Below are 14540 nucleotides of genomic sequence, written 5' to 3'. Positions count from 1 at the left end.
CTACTAGGACTTTAGACCTGAGATCTGACTAGGCGAAAGCAGGGTGGGTACCGTGGACCGAGCGGGTTCTCCCAGTTAGGGAAGCCTAAAAGATGTTACCGAGGGGTAAGCCAGGTGTCCCAGGACGAAACCGCAGCACAACACAACGCGATCGTCGCCGGCCTCACCGACGCCGCCCTCGCCGCCGCACGGGGTGCCTACCGTCCGTACTCCGGGCTGGGGGTGGGGGCCGCCGCGCTGGCCGTTGGCCCGGACGTGGACCCGCCCGCCGGCGACCCCGACGGGCGGGTACGGATGGTCGTCGGGTGCAACGTCGAGAACGCCTCCTACGGCCTGACCCTGTGCGCCGAGTGCTCGCTCGTCTCCGACCTCTACCGCACCGGCGGCGGGAGGCTGCTCGAGCTCGTCGTCGTCTCCCACACCGGGGACCCCCTCGCGCCGTGCGGACGCTGCCGACAACTCCTGCACGAACACGGCGGCCCCGGGCTGGTGGTCCACACCGCGCGCGGCGCGGTGCGCCTCGCCGAGCTCCTCCCGGACGCCTTCGGACCGGGGGACCTGCGGTGAGTGGCTCCGGGATGAGCGCGCGACACGACGCCGTGCGGATCATCGAGGCCAAGCGGGACGGGCGGGAACTCGACGACGACGAGATCGACTGGATCGTCGACGGGTTCACCCGCGGGGTCGTCGCACCCGAGCAGATGTCCGCGCTCGCGATGGCGATCTACTTCCGCGGGATGACCGACCGGGAGATCTCCCGGTGGACCACGGCGATGGTGGGCTCCGGAACCCGGATGGACCTGTCCGATCTGACCCGCGGCGGCAGGGTGGTGCCCACCGTCGACAAGCACTCCACCGGCGGCGTGGGCGACGCGATCACCCTCGTCCTGACACCGCTGTTGGCGACGTGGGACGTGGCCGTGCCGCAACTGTCGGGCCGGGGGCTCGGCCACACCGGCGGCACGCTCGACAAACTCGAGTCCATCCCCGGGTGGCGCGCGGACCTCGACGCCGACGAGATGCGTGCCGTCCTGACGCGGACCGGGGCCGTGATCTGCGCTGCCGGGGCCGACCTCGCCCCCGCCGACCGGGCCCTCTACGCGCTGCGGGACGTCACCGGCACCGTCCCGTCCATCCCGATGATCGCCGCGTCCATCATGAGCAAGAAGATCGCCGAGGGCACCGGTGCGCTGGTGCTGGACGTGAAGTTCGGCTCCGGCGCGTTCCTGCCCGACCCCGCCGACGCCGCCGAGCTGGCGCGGGTGATGGTCGGGATCGGCGCCGCCGCCGGTGTGCGGACCAGTGCCCTGGTGACCGCCAATAACACGCCCCTCGGTCGCGCCGTGGGCAACGCGCTCGAGGTGGCCGAGGCGCGGGAGATCCTCGCCGGCGGGGGGCCTGCCGACATGGTCGACCTGACCTGCGCGCTGGCGCTCGAGGCGCTCGCCGCGGTGGGGATCCCGGACGCCGACCCGCGTGCCCGGCTGGCGGACGGGCGGGCCATGGACTCCTACCGGGCGATGATCTCCGCGCAGGGCGGGGACCCGGACGCGGTCCTACCGCGGGCGGCGCACGTCGAGGAGGTGCGGGCCCCGGCGTCGGGTCCGATCAGGTGGGACGCGCTCGGGGTCGGTCGCGCGTCGTGGTTGGCCGGGGCGGGGCGGACCCGCCCCGGCGAGGCGGTCGACCCGGGCGCGGGCGTGATGCTGCACCGCGTCGAGGGCGAACACGTCCGCGTCGGCGAGGTGGTGGCCACCGTCCACGCGGGCGACACCGCACGGTTGCCGGCCGCACTCGACGAGGTGGCGGCCGCGTTCGGGACGGGCCCGGATCGCGGTCCTGCCGGCGTGGTGACCGAGCGACTGCGCGGCTGGTGACCGTCCGGGAACGGACGCCGGGGACGACGCACCCCGGATCAGGCGAGGTCGGGCGTGGTGACGAGCTTCTCGACGTCGTCGACCAGGTCGCGCCACTCGGACGCCTCGTCGTCATACGGTGCGGTCGGCTCGAGCAGCTTGGCGTCGTCGGGGTTGAGGACGTAGTGCAGGTAGCGCCGTAGCGCCGACCCGCGCCCGGTCACCGACGCCTCGAGTTCGGCGTCGCCGACGTAGTTGGCCAGGTCGGTGACGAACTCGACCGCCAGGCCGAGCTGCTCGGAGTCCACCATCTCCGGCCCGACCTCGATGTCGCGGTCGAGCCCGGCCAGGACGTACACGTTGTCGTCTGTGACGTGCACGTCCAGGCTGCCGTCGGTCGCGGCGATCTTGACGCGCTCGTAGGTGGCCACCCGGCTCAGGGTGTCGTCGTCGTTGTCGGCCAGGTAGCGGGACAGGCCGCGCGCACTGGTGAAGACGTACGCCTGGTCGCCGTCGCCGAGGAACACCGGCCGGTCGCCCAGGTAGCAGCGCAGACTCAGGTACTCCTGGTCAGCGAACACGATCCTGACGGGGTCGATCCCGACGCTCTTCCAGAGCGAGCCGTCCGGGTACCCGGTCGGGGCGGGCTCGGGCTCCGGCTCCGGCTCGGGGAGCGCGGCCTCGGCGGTCTCCAGGTCGTGGCGCGCACGCTCGACCTCGGCGCGGTCGATCTCCGGGGTGGTCATGACGTCCTGGATGGCGTCGAGGACGTCGTCCCAGCCCTTGGCGACCGTCTTGCGGATGGATTTCCACAGCTTGAGCCCGTCGCGGCCGTAGAACTCGTCCATGCCGTGCGTGACGGACGCGAGCACCGGGTTGCCGTTGAAGAACTTGGTGACGGTGTCCAGTTCGCACACCTCGCCGATCGAGCGGGCGATCGCGAAGGACTGATCGATCTCGTCGACCGACGACTCGGTCGGATCGTCCCCGAGGAGCTCGAGGACGCCGACGAGGTCGTAGCAGTTCTCCTCGGCGGCGCGGAAGGCGAGCACGTCCGATCCGGCGAACTCCTCCCACGAGGGGTGGTCCTGCAGATCGTGCTCCGCGCCGCTGCGGACCAGGGCGAGGAGTTCGGCCGTCGAGTCAAAGGCGTAGAGGTCCTCGTCCAGCCCGAGGAACGCCTCCCAGTCGTCGTTGTCCTCCCGCCAGCTGGGTGCCCAGAGGGTCGTGACGTCTCCCTCCGGGAGACCGAGCTCGATCGGGACGATGTCCTTGGCCATGCCGGTCAGCATATCCACGGCTAGTCAGGCGGTGCCACGGCCCGCCGGGGCGGGGTCGGTGTGATGACGGGCGGCGTCCTCGGCTGCCCGCCTCCGACCGCTCACGGCGAGGGCCACCGAGCCCGAGACCAGCTCCGCGCGACGGGTGTTGGCCTGCTCCACGGCAGCCGACGTGGCCTCGAGGATCGACGCCGCGACCACCTCGGACCCGTGCCTGCGCAACCCGGGCGCCAGCACGAGGTCCACCACGCTCCCGCCGGAGTCCGCGGTCGCGGTGGCGAGTCGGTCCCGGCTGGTCGTCGAGATGCGCAAGGTCTCCAGCTGGTCGTGTGCCGACTCCCACTCGGTCGCGATCCCGCGCAGACGATCGAGGAACGCCTCGACGTCCAGTCCTCCGGCGCTCACCTGACAGACCCGCCCGGCTCGTCGCCCGGGTCCCTCTCGTCCCAGTCCCTCTCGTCCCAGTCGTCGGCGGCGAGGCGTTCCAGCAGATCGCGGGCGTCGCCCGCGGCCGCGGTGAGGCTGCGCAGGACCGCGCGCGCCACCTCCGCGGGCGGGCGGTCGAGGAGGGCCTCCGGAAGGGCCAGGCCCACCGGGACGCCGTCGGTGCCGACCTCGGCGACCACCCCGGTCATCGGGTCGGTGTGCCGGCAGCTGTCGGGTGCCATCAGCCGGTCGGACGGTAGAAGCCGTGGAACGACATGCCGATATTGTCGGTGCGGAGCCCGGACACCGCTACAGGGTCCCCGGCCTCCACGATCTGACCGTTGCCGATGTACATGGCGACGTGGCCGTCCCACACGAGCAGGTCACCGGGCAGGACGTCCTGCGGGGACACCTGGACACCCACGCCCTGTTCCTGGGCCAGGCGGGGGATCTCCACACCGGCGTCCCCGTACGCCCACTGCGTCAGGCCACTGCAGTCCAGCCCCTGGCCGGGAGAGGTGCCGCCCCACACGTACGGCACACCCTGCTGACTGAGCGCGTTGCGGACAGCGCCGGCGGCCTGCTCGTTGGGGGCGGTGACGACCGAGCCGTCGGGCAGGGTCACCTCGGTTCCGCCGCCGATCACCCCGGACCCGGCGTCACCGAACCCCGCCGTCCCGGGCACGAACCCGGACCCGGCGGCGGACTCCGCCGCGACACCCGACGAGCCACTGTCGAACGAACCGCCGTCAAACGAGCCGCCGCCCGCGCCGTCCGCGCCGCCGCCCGCAGCGAAGACCGCGCCGCCCGCGCCGCCGCCCGCGCCGCCGCCCGCAGCGAAGACCGCGTCCGGACCGGACTCGGTGTAGGCGACCATGGTGGCGTCGATCGCGCCGCCGGTGCCGGAACCGGCCCCGACCGTGCCCGGCATGCGGGGGGCCGGGGGGATACCGGCGGCGATGGCCCGCATCTCCGCGGTCGGCACCCTCAGCTCGGTCTGGACCCGCTCGGCCACCTGGATCCCACGCGCGAGGTGCTCGGCGGCCAGCCCGAGGAGGCCGGCCTGTCCCGGCGGGGTGAGGAGGGCCGGCCCCATGGCGGCCGCACGGGCGAGGAACTGCTGCACAATCCCTATCACCTCGACAGTCCCCCGGACCACGATCTCAGCGGCCACGGCGGTGACCCGCGCGATCTCCGCGGCGGACTCGCCGAGCGCGCCCATCGTCCGGCCGACCTCGGCGATCGAGTGCGCGGCCCCCAGGGAGGCCAGGGAGTCCCACGACTCCGACAGCAGACGTTCCAGCGGCGGGCCGAGTTGCTGCGCGGCCTCGAGTCCGTCACTGACCGGCCGCATGATGTCCTGCGCCTCGGCGGGGACGAACTCCTCCGCGGACAGCAGATCGAGGATCTGTTTGATGGGGCCGGCGTAGGCCAGCGCGTCGGCGATCACCGGATCACACCCACTTCCCGGTGAGATCGGCGCCGGCGGCACCGGCGGCACCGGCGGCGCCGATCGCCGCAGCGCCGGCGGCGTCGGACTCGTCGAAGAGCCTGGCCGTCTCCAACACGAGCTCCCCGGCGGCGTCGGTGACCCGCGTGAGCCCGGCCAACACCTCGCGGTGCCGCGCGGTCGCCGCCATGAGCGCGGACATGAAGTCGGCGCCCACGGGCCCGACCACGGGCGTCACCGCCTCGATCGGCAGCCCGTCCACCGCCTCGAGCGCACCCCCCAGCGTGTCGGCCAGGGTGGTCAGCCCCGTTCCCAGTTCGCGTAAACCGTCGACATGGACGTCGATCGCCCCGTCCGTCATGTCCTGCGTCCCCTCGTCGTTCTCTCTCGTCCCGTCACAGGGTTCGACGCGTCGAGAAGACGATCCGGTTCCAGCCGGTCCGGGATTTCCTCCGTATGGAATCCTGACGGGCATGGACATCACCGTCGTGGATCACCCGCTGGTCGGGGACCGGCTCCGTACGCTGCGCGACTCCGCCACCGACACGGCCGGGTTCCGCGCCGCGATGGACGCCCTCGGCACCATGCTCTGCTACGAGGCCTTCCGGTCGGTACCGACCACCGAGGTCACCGTGAGCACCCCGATCACGGACACGACCGCGGTCGCGGTGGACGGCGTGCCGCTCGTGGTGCCGGTGCTGCGGGCGGGCCTGGGCCTGTTGGATCCGGCCACTCGTCTGATGCCGGGCGCGCAGGTCGGGTTCATCGGCCTCGCGCGCGACGAGGAGAGCCACCAGCCGGTGTCGTACCTGTGCTCGCTGCCCGAGGACCTGGCCGGACGTCACGTCGTGGTCCTGGACCCGATGCTCGCGACGGGCGGGTCGCTGGTGTCGACGCTGGAGACGCTCGCGGCGCGCGGCGCGACCGGGGTCACCGTGGTGTGCGTCCTGTGTGCGCCGGAGGGGATCGAGGCGGTGCGCGCCTCCGGGCTGGCCGCGACGCTGGTCACCGCGACGATCGACGAGCGCCTCGACGAGAACGCCTTCATCGTCCCCGGCCTCGGCGACGCGGGCGACCGCCTCTTCGGGCCCCGGTAGCCGCCAACCGCCCACCGGCACGCGCTGAGCGCTAGCTAGCCGCCCACCGCGCCTGCGACCGCATCACCGAGCCGCGCGAGCCGGCGTGCGGTGTCGCGGCGGTCCGACGCGGAGGGCCCGGGCGGGGTCCACGCCTCGACGTACGTCTTGAGCAGCGGCTCCGTGCCCGAGGGCCGCACCACGGCGCGCGCACCATCCGAGTCCACGCGGATGCCGGCGGTCCCCTCCAGCGGTCGGACCTCGCCGACGGTGGTGAGAAGCCCTGCCGCCCGCGTCAGCGCCGCCGCCGGGTCCGCGTCGTCCGCCAGGGGCAGCGACACGTTGCGCCGGAGGTGCGCCCCGAACTCCGTGGCCAGTGCGTCGAGTCGCGCGCCGACCGTCGGTCCGCCGGATCCGACCATCGCGCACCACACCGCGGCCGCCGAGATCCCGTCCTTGTCGGCCACGACGTCCGGCAGGACGCAGTGCCCGATGGCCTCCTCGTAGGCGTACCGCATCGGCTCGCCGGCCCGCACGAGCCACTTGAACCCGGTCAGCGTCTCCACGTGCCGACCGCCGCGCGCCGGGACCAGCAGCGACGGCACCCGCGAGGAGACGATCGTCGACGCGACGACCGGCACACCGAGCTCGTCGCCCGCGGCCGACCCCGGAAGCGGCGCGCGCAGCAGATGGTCGGCGAGCACCGCGCCCGTCTCGTCGCCGTCGAGCATCCGCCACCGCCCGTCCGGGTCGGCGAACCCCACGGCGCACCGGTCGGCGTCCGGGTCGAGCGCGATCGCGACGTCGGCGTCGATCCGCGCCGCCAACTCCAGCAGCCGCGCGGTCGTCCCGGGCCGTTCGGGGTTCGGGGAGGCGACGGTGGGGAAGTCCGGGTCCGGGTCCGCCTGCTCGGCCACCAGCGTCACGTCGAGCACGCCGATCCCGGCCAGGACGCGGCGGCAGAGATCGCCTCCGACCCCGTGGACGGGGGTCAGTGCCACGCGGGGCGGCCGGGCGGGCCGTGGCAGGGCCGTGACGACGGAGGCCACGTAGTCGTCGACGAGCACGGGGTCCACCCGCACCGATCCGGGTACGGCCGTGGGGACGGCGACCCCCTCCCGCGCCGCGGCGTGCAGGTGCCGCTCGATCCGGGAGTCGGTCGGCGGCACGATCTGCGCGCCGCCGCGTCCGTAGACCTTGATGCCGTTGTCGCTCGCGGGGTTGTGGGAGGCGGTCACGACGAGCCCGGCCACCGCGCCGCGCGCGCGGACCGCCGCGGCCACCACCGGGGTGGGGACGGGCGCGCCGGGGACGACGACGACGAGGTCGTGCGCCGCCAGCACCGCAGCCACCACGTCGACGAATCGGGCCGACCCGTGCCGGGCGTCCCCGCCCACGATGACCGTCGACCCGGCTGGTTCATGTTCCCGCAGGTACCGGGCGACGGCGGTGGCCACGAGGGTGACCGTCTCGTCGTTCATCCGGCCGGGCCCCGGCCCCAGGGGAGCGCGGACGCCCGCGGTGCCGAAGGTCAGCGGTGCGGGATCGGGAACGGGCGCGGTCACGGGTGTGCCCCTCAGCAGCGGGCGACGGCGGGGACGAGGGCGCGCAGGGCCCCGGTGAGGCGGGCGGATCCGGCGGCTCCGGCGGCGAGCACCTCCGAATGGTCCAGCGGCTGCCCGGTGACGCCGGCGGCGAGGTTGGTCACGAGCGACACCGCGACCACGTCGAGGCCCAGCCCGCGGGCGCTGATGGTCTCGGGCACCGTCGACATGCCCACGAGGTCGGCGCCGAGGGTGCGGAGCATGTTGATCTCGGCCGGGGTCTCGTACTGGGGGCCGGGCATGGCGGCGTAGACGCCCTCGGAGGGGCGGCCCACGTCCACCGCGGCCATCGCGTCGGCGGCCGCCGCGCGCAGGCGTGGGGAGTAGGCGTCGACCATGTCCACGAACAGCGGCCCGGTGAGCGGCGAGCGAGCGGTGAGGTTGAGGTGGTCGCGGATGAGGACGAGGTCACCGACGGCGAGGTCGTCCCGCAGCCCGCCGGCGGCGTTGGTGAGCACGAGCGCCCGCGCTCCGGCGGCGGCCGCGACGTGGGCGGGGTGCACGACGGGTCCGGTACCCCGGCCCTCGTAGAGGTGGGTGCGCCCGGCCACGGACAGCAGCGGCACCCCGTCGACCAGGCAACTGGTGACCGTCCCGCGGTGCCCGGCGACCGCGGGTGTGGCGAACCCGGGGAGGTCGGCGGGGGCGATGGTCACGGCGGAGCCCGGGTCGGCGAGTCCGGTCACGACCTCGGACCAGCCCGACCCCAGGACCAGGGCCACGTCGTGGTGCCCGCGGCCACTCAGGTCGGCGATCCGGGCGGCGGCCGCGCGGGCCTCGTCGGTGGGCGTCAGCAGGGGCGCCATCCGCGTCAGGCGCCGGGGCCGACGTTGCGCGACGGGCGGGTGCGCAATTCGTGCACGTACTTCTCGGGGGCCCCCGCGCACTCGGCGGCGTCCGCGAGCAGGCCGAGGTAGCGCGCGGACGGCAGACCTCCCTCGAAGGCGTCCATCACGTACAGCCACGCGAGCACGGTGTCGTCGGTGCCGGCCGGGGCGATGTCCACGGCGAACTCGGACTCCTGCGCGTCGACCGGGGGACCGTCGGGCACGGTGGGCCGGCGCGTGATGCGGACCCGGATCTTGCGGGCGGGCATCCGGTCCGTGCCCTCCCAGCGGTCGAGGGCGCGGACGTCCTCGTCGGGGACGTCGTAGAGCACCACGAACACCCTGGAGTCCGGGTCCTCGACGACGGTGGCGACGGCACCCTCCCACGTGGGGTCGTCCCCGGCGAAGGTCAGGCGCCAGCCCTCGAGCCAACCCGTCCCCGCGAAGGGCGAGTGCGGCGCGCGGGTGTTCATCTGATCGGGATACATGTTCGTCCCGTACGCGGCGTAGAGAGGCACGCCCACAACCCTAGCCCCTTCGGCGGTGGCGCCCAGATGTCCCGGCGTCCCCGATCGTGGCGTTCGACTACCGTGTACGGCGGACGTGACGCGATCCGCCACAGCGGGCTGCGGCGCCCGGCCCTTACCCCTGTGAGCCGTGGAGGACATGTGACGCAACGCATCATCATCATCGGCGGCGGCCCCGCCGGCTACGAGGCCGCGCTGGTCGCGGCCCAGTACGGTGCGGACGTCACGATCGTCGACTCCGACGGCATCGGCGGCAACTGTGTTCTGAGTGACTGCGTGCCGTCCAAGACGTTCATCGCCACCACCGGCGTGCGCACGGACATGCGCCGGGCCGAGGAGATGGGCGTCCAGGCGCACTTCGATCCCACCGCCTACAAGCTGGGTCAGGTCAACGGCCGGGTCAAGTCCCTGGCGCGCGCCCAGTCCGCGGACATCCGGTCGCAACTCCAGCGCGAGGGCGTGCGGCTGCTGTCCGGACGGGCCCGTCTGCACGACTCCCAGCCCGGCATGGCCTCCCACCGGGTGGCCGTGACGTTCGATGACGGCCAGGAGAAGATCTTCGACGCCGACGTGGTCCTGGTGGCCACCGGGTCCAGCCCCCGCGTGATCTCGGGCGCGGAGCCCGACGGCGAGCGGATCCTCAACTGGCGTCAGCTCTACGACCTCACCGTGCTCCCGACGCACCTCGTGGTGGTGGGATCGGGTGTGACCGGTGCCGAGTTCGTCTCGGCGTTCACGGAGATGGGTGTCAAGGTCACCATGGTCTCCAGCCGCGACCGTGTGCTGCCGCACGAGGACGCCGACGCCGCCCTGGTGCTGGAGGAGGCGCTCAGTGAGCGGGGCGTCTCGCTGGTCAAGCACGCGCGCGCCGACGCGGTCGAGCACTTCCAGGACGGCATCATCGTCCGCCTCGGGGACGGTCGCACGGTCAAGGGGTCCCACGCCCTCATCTGCGTCGGTTCCGTGCCCAACACCGAGGGCCTCGGACTGGAGAGCGCCGGTGTCGAGTTGCAGCGCAGCGGCCACATCAAGGTCGACCGCGTCTCGCGTACCACCGCGCCGGGCATCTACGCCGGCGGCGACTGCACCGACCTGTTCCCGCTCGCCTCCGTGGCCGCCATGCAGGGGCGCATCGCGATGTACCACGCGCTGGGCGAGGGCGTCAGCCCCATCAAGCTCAAGACCGTGGCCTCGGCGGTGTTCACCCGGCCGGAGATCGCCACCGTCGGCATCTCGCACGCGCAGATCGAGAGCGGCGAGGTGCCGGCGCGCGTGGAGGTCATGCCGCTGGCCGGCAACCCCCGGGCCAAGATGCGCAGCCTGCGCCGCGGGTTCGTCAAGCTCTTCTGTCGCCCGGCTTCGGGCGTGGTGGTCGGCGGCGTGGTCGTCGCCCCCACCGCCTCCGAGCTCATCCTGCCGATCTCGGTGGCGGTGCGGAACCAGCTCACGGTGGGCGATCTCGCGGGCTCGTTCTCGGTCTACCCGTCGATGACGGGCACGATCACCGAGGCGGCGCGCCAGCTCATGCGCCACGACGACCTCGACTGACAGGCATCCGGCGCCCCGGCATCCGGTGCGATGGAGACGGTGTCGCGTGCCCTGCGCACTGTCCGGAAGGGCCGTTCAGGTTAGGCTAAGCTCCGTCGACGTCGACGACACGGCGTCGGGAACCGCTAAGGAGCCACAATGAAGCTGCGTCGTGTTGCAGTCCTGGCCGCCGCCGGATCCCTCGTACTCGGGCTGGCGGCCTGCACCTCGGACTCCGACGAATCGGACGCACTGGTGCTCTACTCCGGTCGCAGCGAGAGCCTCGTGGCCCCGCTGATCGAGCAGATCTCGGACTCCACCGGGGTGGACATCGAGGTGCGGTACGCCTCCACCCCGGAGATGGCGGCGCAGATCGCGGAGGAGGGGGAGGCCAGCCCCGCGGACGTGTTCTTCTCACAGGACGCCGGGGCCCTCGGTGCCCTCGACAACGCGGGCCTGCTGCAGCAGCTCGACGAGTCCGTGACCGAGGCCGTCCCCGCGGAATACCGCGCGGCGGACGGCACCTGGGTCGCGACCAGCCTGCGGGCGCGCGTCCTGATCTACGACTCCCGGACACTGGACGAGGCCGAGGTGCCCGCCACCATCGACGCGGTCCTGGCCCCCGAGTGGAAGGGGCGCGTGGGCTACGCGCCCACCAACGCGTCGTTCCAGTCCTTCGTCACGGCGCTGCGGGTGGACCGGGGCGACGAGGCCGCCGAGCAGTGGCTGCGGGACTTCCTCGCCAACGACCCGCAGACCTTCGAGAACAACAACGCGCTCCTGCAGGCCGTCGACGCGGGCGCCGTCGAACTCGGTCTGACCAACCACTACTACTGGTACAACTCGGCCGCGGAGAAGGGTGCGGAGAACATGCGCGCCCGCGTGAAGTACATGGCGCAGGGCGATCCGGGTGCGCTGGTCAACGTGGCGGGCGTCGCGATCCTCGCCTCCACGGACCGCCCCGACGACGCCCGCCGCGTCGTCGAGGCGTTCCTGGCCGAGCCGGCCCAGACGTATTTCGTCGAGGAGACCAGCGAGTACCCCGTGGTCCCGGGGATCGCCACGGACGCGGCCGGCCTCCCTCCGCTGGACACGCTCGGCGGCCCGGACATCGACCTCGGTCAGCTGGACGGTCTCGAGCAGACGCAGGCCATGCTCGCCCGCGTCGGCATGATCTGACGGACCGGACATCGACCTGCTGACGCGACTGCGCGGCGGCCGGCCCCTCCTCGGGGCGGCCGCCGTGCTGGCGTGTGCGGCGACGCTCATCCCGCTGGTCTACCTGGTCATCCGGGCGGGCGAACGGGGCCCGGCGTCCGCCGCCGAGGTGCTCGGCTCCGGTCGGACGCTGACCCTCCTCGGCAACACCGTCGTGCTGGTCGTGTTGGTCACCACCGCCAGCGTGATCGTCGGGGTGGGGATGGCGTGGCTCGTGGTCCGCACCGACCTACCGGGGGCCCCGGTCATCGGTGCGCTCCTGTGCGTTCCGCTGGCCACGCCGTCGTATGTCCTCGGCTACCTCTGGGTGGCCGACTTCCCGGAGATCCTCGGGTTGCCGGGGGCCGTCGCGGTGCTCACCATCTCCTGCTACCCGTACGTGTTCCTCCCCGCCTCCGCCGCCCTCCGGCGGGTGGACCCGGGACTCGAGGAGGTCGCGCGCACCCTCGGGCACGGCACCACCCGTGCCGTGTTCGGGGTGACGTTCCGACAGATCCGACCGGCGGTCGCCGCGGGCGGGCTCCTGGTGGCGCTGTACACGCTGTCCGACTTCGGTGCGGTCGCGATGCTCCGCTACGAGGCGTTCACACTGGGCATCTACCACTCCTACCGGGCGGCGTTCGACCGCGTCCCGGCGGCCGTCCTGGCGTGCGTCCTCATCGCGTTGGCCCTGGTCGTGATGGTCGGGGAGCGGCGGGCCCGACGCGGCGAGGTCGCGAGGGTCGGCGCCGGGGTGGACTCGGCGCCCACCCGGCTACCGCTGGGTCGCCTGAAGGGGCTCGCCCTCGTCGTCGTCGCCGTCATCCTCGCTGGCGGGGTGTTCGGCCCACTCGTCGGCCTCGCCCGGTGGGTGCGCGCGGCGGCGAGCGTGGACGTCTCGTGGGCGCCGGTGTTCCAGGCCGCCGGCACCACCGCCGGGGTCTCGGCCGTGGCGGCGCTGGCCACCATCGTGCTGGCGCTGCCGATCGGGATCCTCGCGGCGCGCTCGGACGGGCTCGTCGCGCGGGCCACCGAGACCATCGCCCAGGTCGGTTTCGCGCTCCCGGGCATCACGGTGGGCCTCGCGGTGGTGTTCGTGGGGATCCGGCTGGTGCCGGGGCTCTACCAGCAGACACCGATGCTGGTGTTCGCCTACGTGGTGCTGTTCCTGCCGCTCGCAGTGGGAGTGGTGCGCTCGTCGGTCAGCGCCATCCCGGTGAGCCTCGAGGACGTCTCGGCCGGCCTGGGCTCCGGGCGTCTGCGCACGTTCGCCCGGGTGGTCGCGCCACTGGCGATGCCGGGGATCCTCGCGGGCGCGAGCCTCGTGTTCCTCAGTGTGGCCAAGGAACTGCCCGCCACGTTGTTGTTGCGGCCCACGGGCACGGAGACCCTCGCCACCGCGATGTGGTCGCACACCGAGGTGGCGGCCTACTCGCAGGCGGCCCCCTACGCCGCCATGTTGGTCGTCGTGGCCGTCATCCCCGCGTTCGTGCTGAGTAGGTCGTTCGGCTGGGGCGCGGGCGGCCGACGCGACCCGGGCACGGCGACCGCGGCCCCGGGCCGGGCGAACGAGACCGAACGGAGCGCGACATGACCTGGAAGCCCAGCCCCGGCGGGGTACTCGAACTCGACTCCGTCTCGGGCGGCTACGACGGCTCCCCGGTCGTCCGTGGCGTCTCCCTCCGGGTGGAGGCGGGAGAATCGGTGGCGGTCCTGGGCGCCTCCGGATCGGGGAAGACCACGATGCTGCGCATGATCGCGGGCCTGCACCCGGTGTCATCCGGCCGGATCCTGCTGGACGGCCGCCGCATCGACCGGCTCAGTGCCCAGCGGCGCGGGATCGGGCTGGTCCCCCAGCAGGGCGCGCTGTTCCCCCACCTGGACGTGGCGCACAACGTGGGGTTCGGCCTGGTGCCGCCTGGCCCCCTGGCGAGGTGGCGCGGCCGCGCCGAGCGTGCCGAGCGGGTCCGCGAGGTGCTCGACCTGGTCAGGCTGGCGGACCGGGCGGGTGACCGGCCGTCGCAACTGTCGGGCGGTCAGCAGCAGCGGGTGGCACTCGCGCGGGCACTCGCCCCCGGCGCCGGGCTGATCCTGCTCGACGAGCCCTTCAGCGCGCTCGACGCGGCCCTGCGCGGAGCGGTGAGAGCGGAGGTCGCGGCGTTGCTCGCCGAGGCCGGGGCCACCTCCATCCTCGTCACGCACGACCGTTCCGAGGCGATGGCGACGGCTGACCGCGTCGCGGTCCTCATCGACGGCGAGCTCGCCCAGGTCGACACCCCCGAGCGGCTTTACCACCATCCGGTCAGCCGCGGGGTCGCCGACCTCTCCGGCGAGACCGTCGCCCTGCCGGCCACGGCGACCGGCGCGACCGCGGAGACGGTTCTCGGCACCGTGCCGCTGGACTCGCCCGCCGAGGGACGGGGGACCGTCCTGTGGCGCCCCGAGAGCCTGGAGGTGCGCGGTGTCGGGGCCGCCGGGCACGAGGTCGGGTACGACGACGGGTACGACGTCGGTTACGACGACGAGGAGATCCGGGGCCACGCCGTGTGCACCGCCGTCGAGTTCGGGGGTGCCCGGACCCTGGTGCGGATGCGATTCGACGGCACCGACCAGATCTGCGCCGTGCCGGTACCCACGGGTCAGCGCGTCGGGACGGGCTCCCGCCTCGCCGTGCGTCCGCTGCGGCCGGCGGTCTTCCACGCCGTCTGACACCCCGTCGACCGCACCCCGTCGACCGCATCCACCGACCGCACCCGCCGACCGAGCGCGC

15 protein-coding genes are annotated in these 14540 nt (G+C 73.3%); 7 read left to right on the top strand and 8 right to left on the bottom strand.

What is annotated here, in order from left to right; genetic code table 11:
- Window positions 1-114 precede the first annotated feature (114 nt).
- Window positions 115-567 (top strand): cytidine deaminase, encoded by a 453-nt coding sequence (locus tag CK206_RS06395; RefSeq protein WP_067712178.1) that lies wholly within the window; start codon window positions 115-117, stop codon window positions 565-567.
- A gap of 11 nt (window positions 568-578) precedes the next feature.
- Entirely contained in the window at window positions 579-1877 is a 1299-nt protein-coding gene (locus tag CK206_RS06390) for a thymidine phosphorylase (protein WP_096905903.1), read from the top strand.
- A 38-nt stretch (window positions 1878-1915) separates the two neighbouring features.
- Here CK206_RS06390 and CK206_RS06385 read toward each other — a convergent pair whose 3' ends face one another.
- The 5 genes from CK206_RS06385 to CK206_RS06365 are packed head-to-tail and all read right to left on the bottom strand — an operon-like array spanning window position 1916 to window position 5373.
- On the bottom strand, window positions 1916-3136 hold the full coding sequence (locus CK206_RS06385) for a hypothetical protein (RefSeq protein WP_173674777.1): 1221 nt from the start codon (window positions 3134-3136) through the stop codon (window positions 1916-1918).
- Window positions 3137-3160: 24 nt separating this feature from the next.
- A complete protein-coding gene (locus CK206_RS06380) occupies window positions 3161-3541 on the bottom strand; it encodes a YbaB/EbfC family nucleoid-associated protein (protein WP_067712187.1) in 381 nt (126 codons plus the stop codon).
- Window positions 3538-3804: a hypothetical protein gene (locus CK206_RS06375; protein ID WP_069388393.1), complete on the bottom strand. Its 267-nt coding sequence runs from the start codon at window positions 3802-3804 to the stop codon at window positions 3538-3540. Before CK206_RS06375 ends, CK206_RS06380 begins: the two co-directional genes overlap by 4 nt.
- Window positions 3804-5012, bottom strand: coding sequence for a C40 family peptidase (locus CK206_RS20660; RefSeq protein ID WP_096905901.1), 1209 nt, complete (start codon window positions 5010-5012; stop codon window positions 3804-3806). Before CK206_RS20660 ends, CK206_RS06375 begins: the two co-directional genes overlap by 1 nt.
- 4 nt (window positions 5013-5016) lie before the next feature.
- On the bottom strand, window positions 5017-5373 hold the full coding sequence (locus tag CK206_RS06365; protein ID WP_067712196.1) for a type VII secretion target: 357 nt from the start codon (window positions 5371-5373) through the stop codon (window positions 5017-5019).
- 112 nt (window positions 5374-5485) lie between these two features.
- On the opposite strand from CK206_RS06365, the gene upp reads away from it, so the two are divergent.
- A complete protein-coding gene (gene upp / locus CK206_RS06360) occupies window positions 5486-6109 on the top strand; it encodes a uracil phosphoribosyltransferase (RefSeq protein ID WP_069388394.1) in 624 nt (207 codons plus the stop codon).
- A gap of 35 nt (window positions 6110-6144) precedes the next feature.
- On the opposite strand, the gene CK206_RS06355 is transcribed toward upp, so the two are convergent.
- The 3 genes from CK206_RS06355 to CK206_RS06345 are packed head-to-tail and all read right to left on the bottom strand — an operon-like array spanning window position 6145 to window position 9037.
- Window positions 6145-7653 (bottom strand): phospho-sugar mutase, encoded by a 1509-nt coding sequence (locus CK206_RS06355; protein ID WP_254050502.1) that lies wholly within the window; start codon window positions 7651-7653, stop codon window positions 6145-6147.
- Between the two features lie 11 nt (window positions 7654-7664).
- Window positions 7665-8498, bottom strand: a complete 834-nt coding sequence (locus CK206_RS06350; protein ID WP_096905900.1) for a purine-nucleoside phosphorylase — start codon at window positions 8496-8498, stop codon at window positions 7665-7667.
- Between the two features lie 5 nt (window positions 8499-8503).
- The gene (locus tag CK206_RS06345; RefSeq protein ID WP_067712430.1) at window positions 8504-9037 is read right to left on the bottom strand and encodes a gamma-glutamylcyclotransferase family protein; all 534 of its coding nucleotides are present in this window, start codon (window positions 9035-9037) and stop codon (window positions 8504-8506) included.
- Window positions 9038-9187: 150 nt separating this feature from the next.
- Between CK206_RS06345 and CK206_RS06340 the strand changes: the two genes are divergently transcribed.
- The 4 genes from CK206_RS06340 to CK206_RS06325 all read left to right on the top strand — a co-directional run bounded on the left by CK206_RS06340 (window position 9188) and on the right by CK206_RS06325 (window position 14479).
- Window positions 9188-10594, top strand: coding sequence for an NAD(P)H-quinone dehydrogenase (locus CK206_RS06340; protein ID WP_067712206.1), 1407 nt, complete (start codon window positions 9188-9190; stop codon window positions 10592-10594).
- A gap of 138 nt (window positions 10595-10732) precedes the next feature.
- Complete coding sequence (locus CK206_RS06335; RefSeq protein ID WP_096905899.1) at window positions 10733-11752, top strand: iron ABC transporter substrate-binding protein; 1020 nt, start codon at window positions 10733-10735, stop codon at window positions 11750-11752.
- Window positions 11753-11816: 64 nt separating this feature from the next.
- Complete coding sequence (locus CK206_RS06330) at window positions 11817-13364, top strand: ABC transporter permease (RefSeq protein ID WP_371606849.1); 1548 nt, start codon at window positions 11817-11819, stop codon at window positions 13362-13364.
- Window positions 13361-14479 carry an ABC transporter ATP-binding protein gene (locus tag CK206_RS06325; protein ID WP_096905897.1) on the top strand — a complete coding sequence of 373 codons (1119 nt, stop codon included), beginning with the start codon at window positions 13361-13363 and terminating at the stop codon, window positions 14477-14479. The genes CK206_RS06330 and CK206_RS06325 overlap by 4 nt, the downstream gene beginning before the upstream one ends.
- The last annotated feature ends 61 nt before the right edge of the window (window positions 14480-14540 follow it).

Source organism: Dietzia sp. WMMA184, from assembly GCF_002441635.1.
Classification (GTDB): domain Bacteria; phylum Actinomycetota; class Actinomycetes; order Mycobacteriales; family Mycobacteriaceae; genus Dietzia; species Dietzia kunjamensis.
Note: the sequence above shows the minus strand (reverse complement) of the source record. Positions and strands in the feature narration are given on the sequence as shown.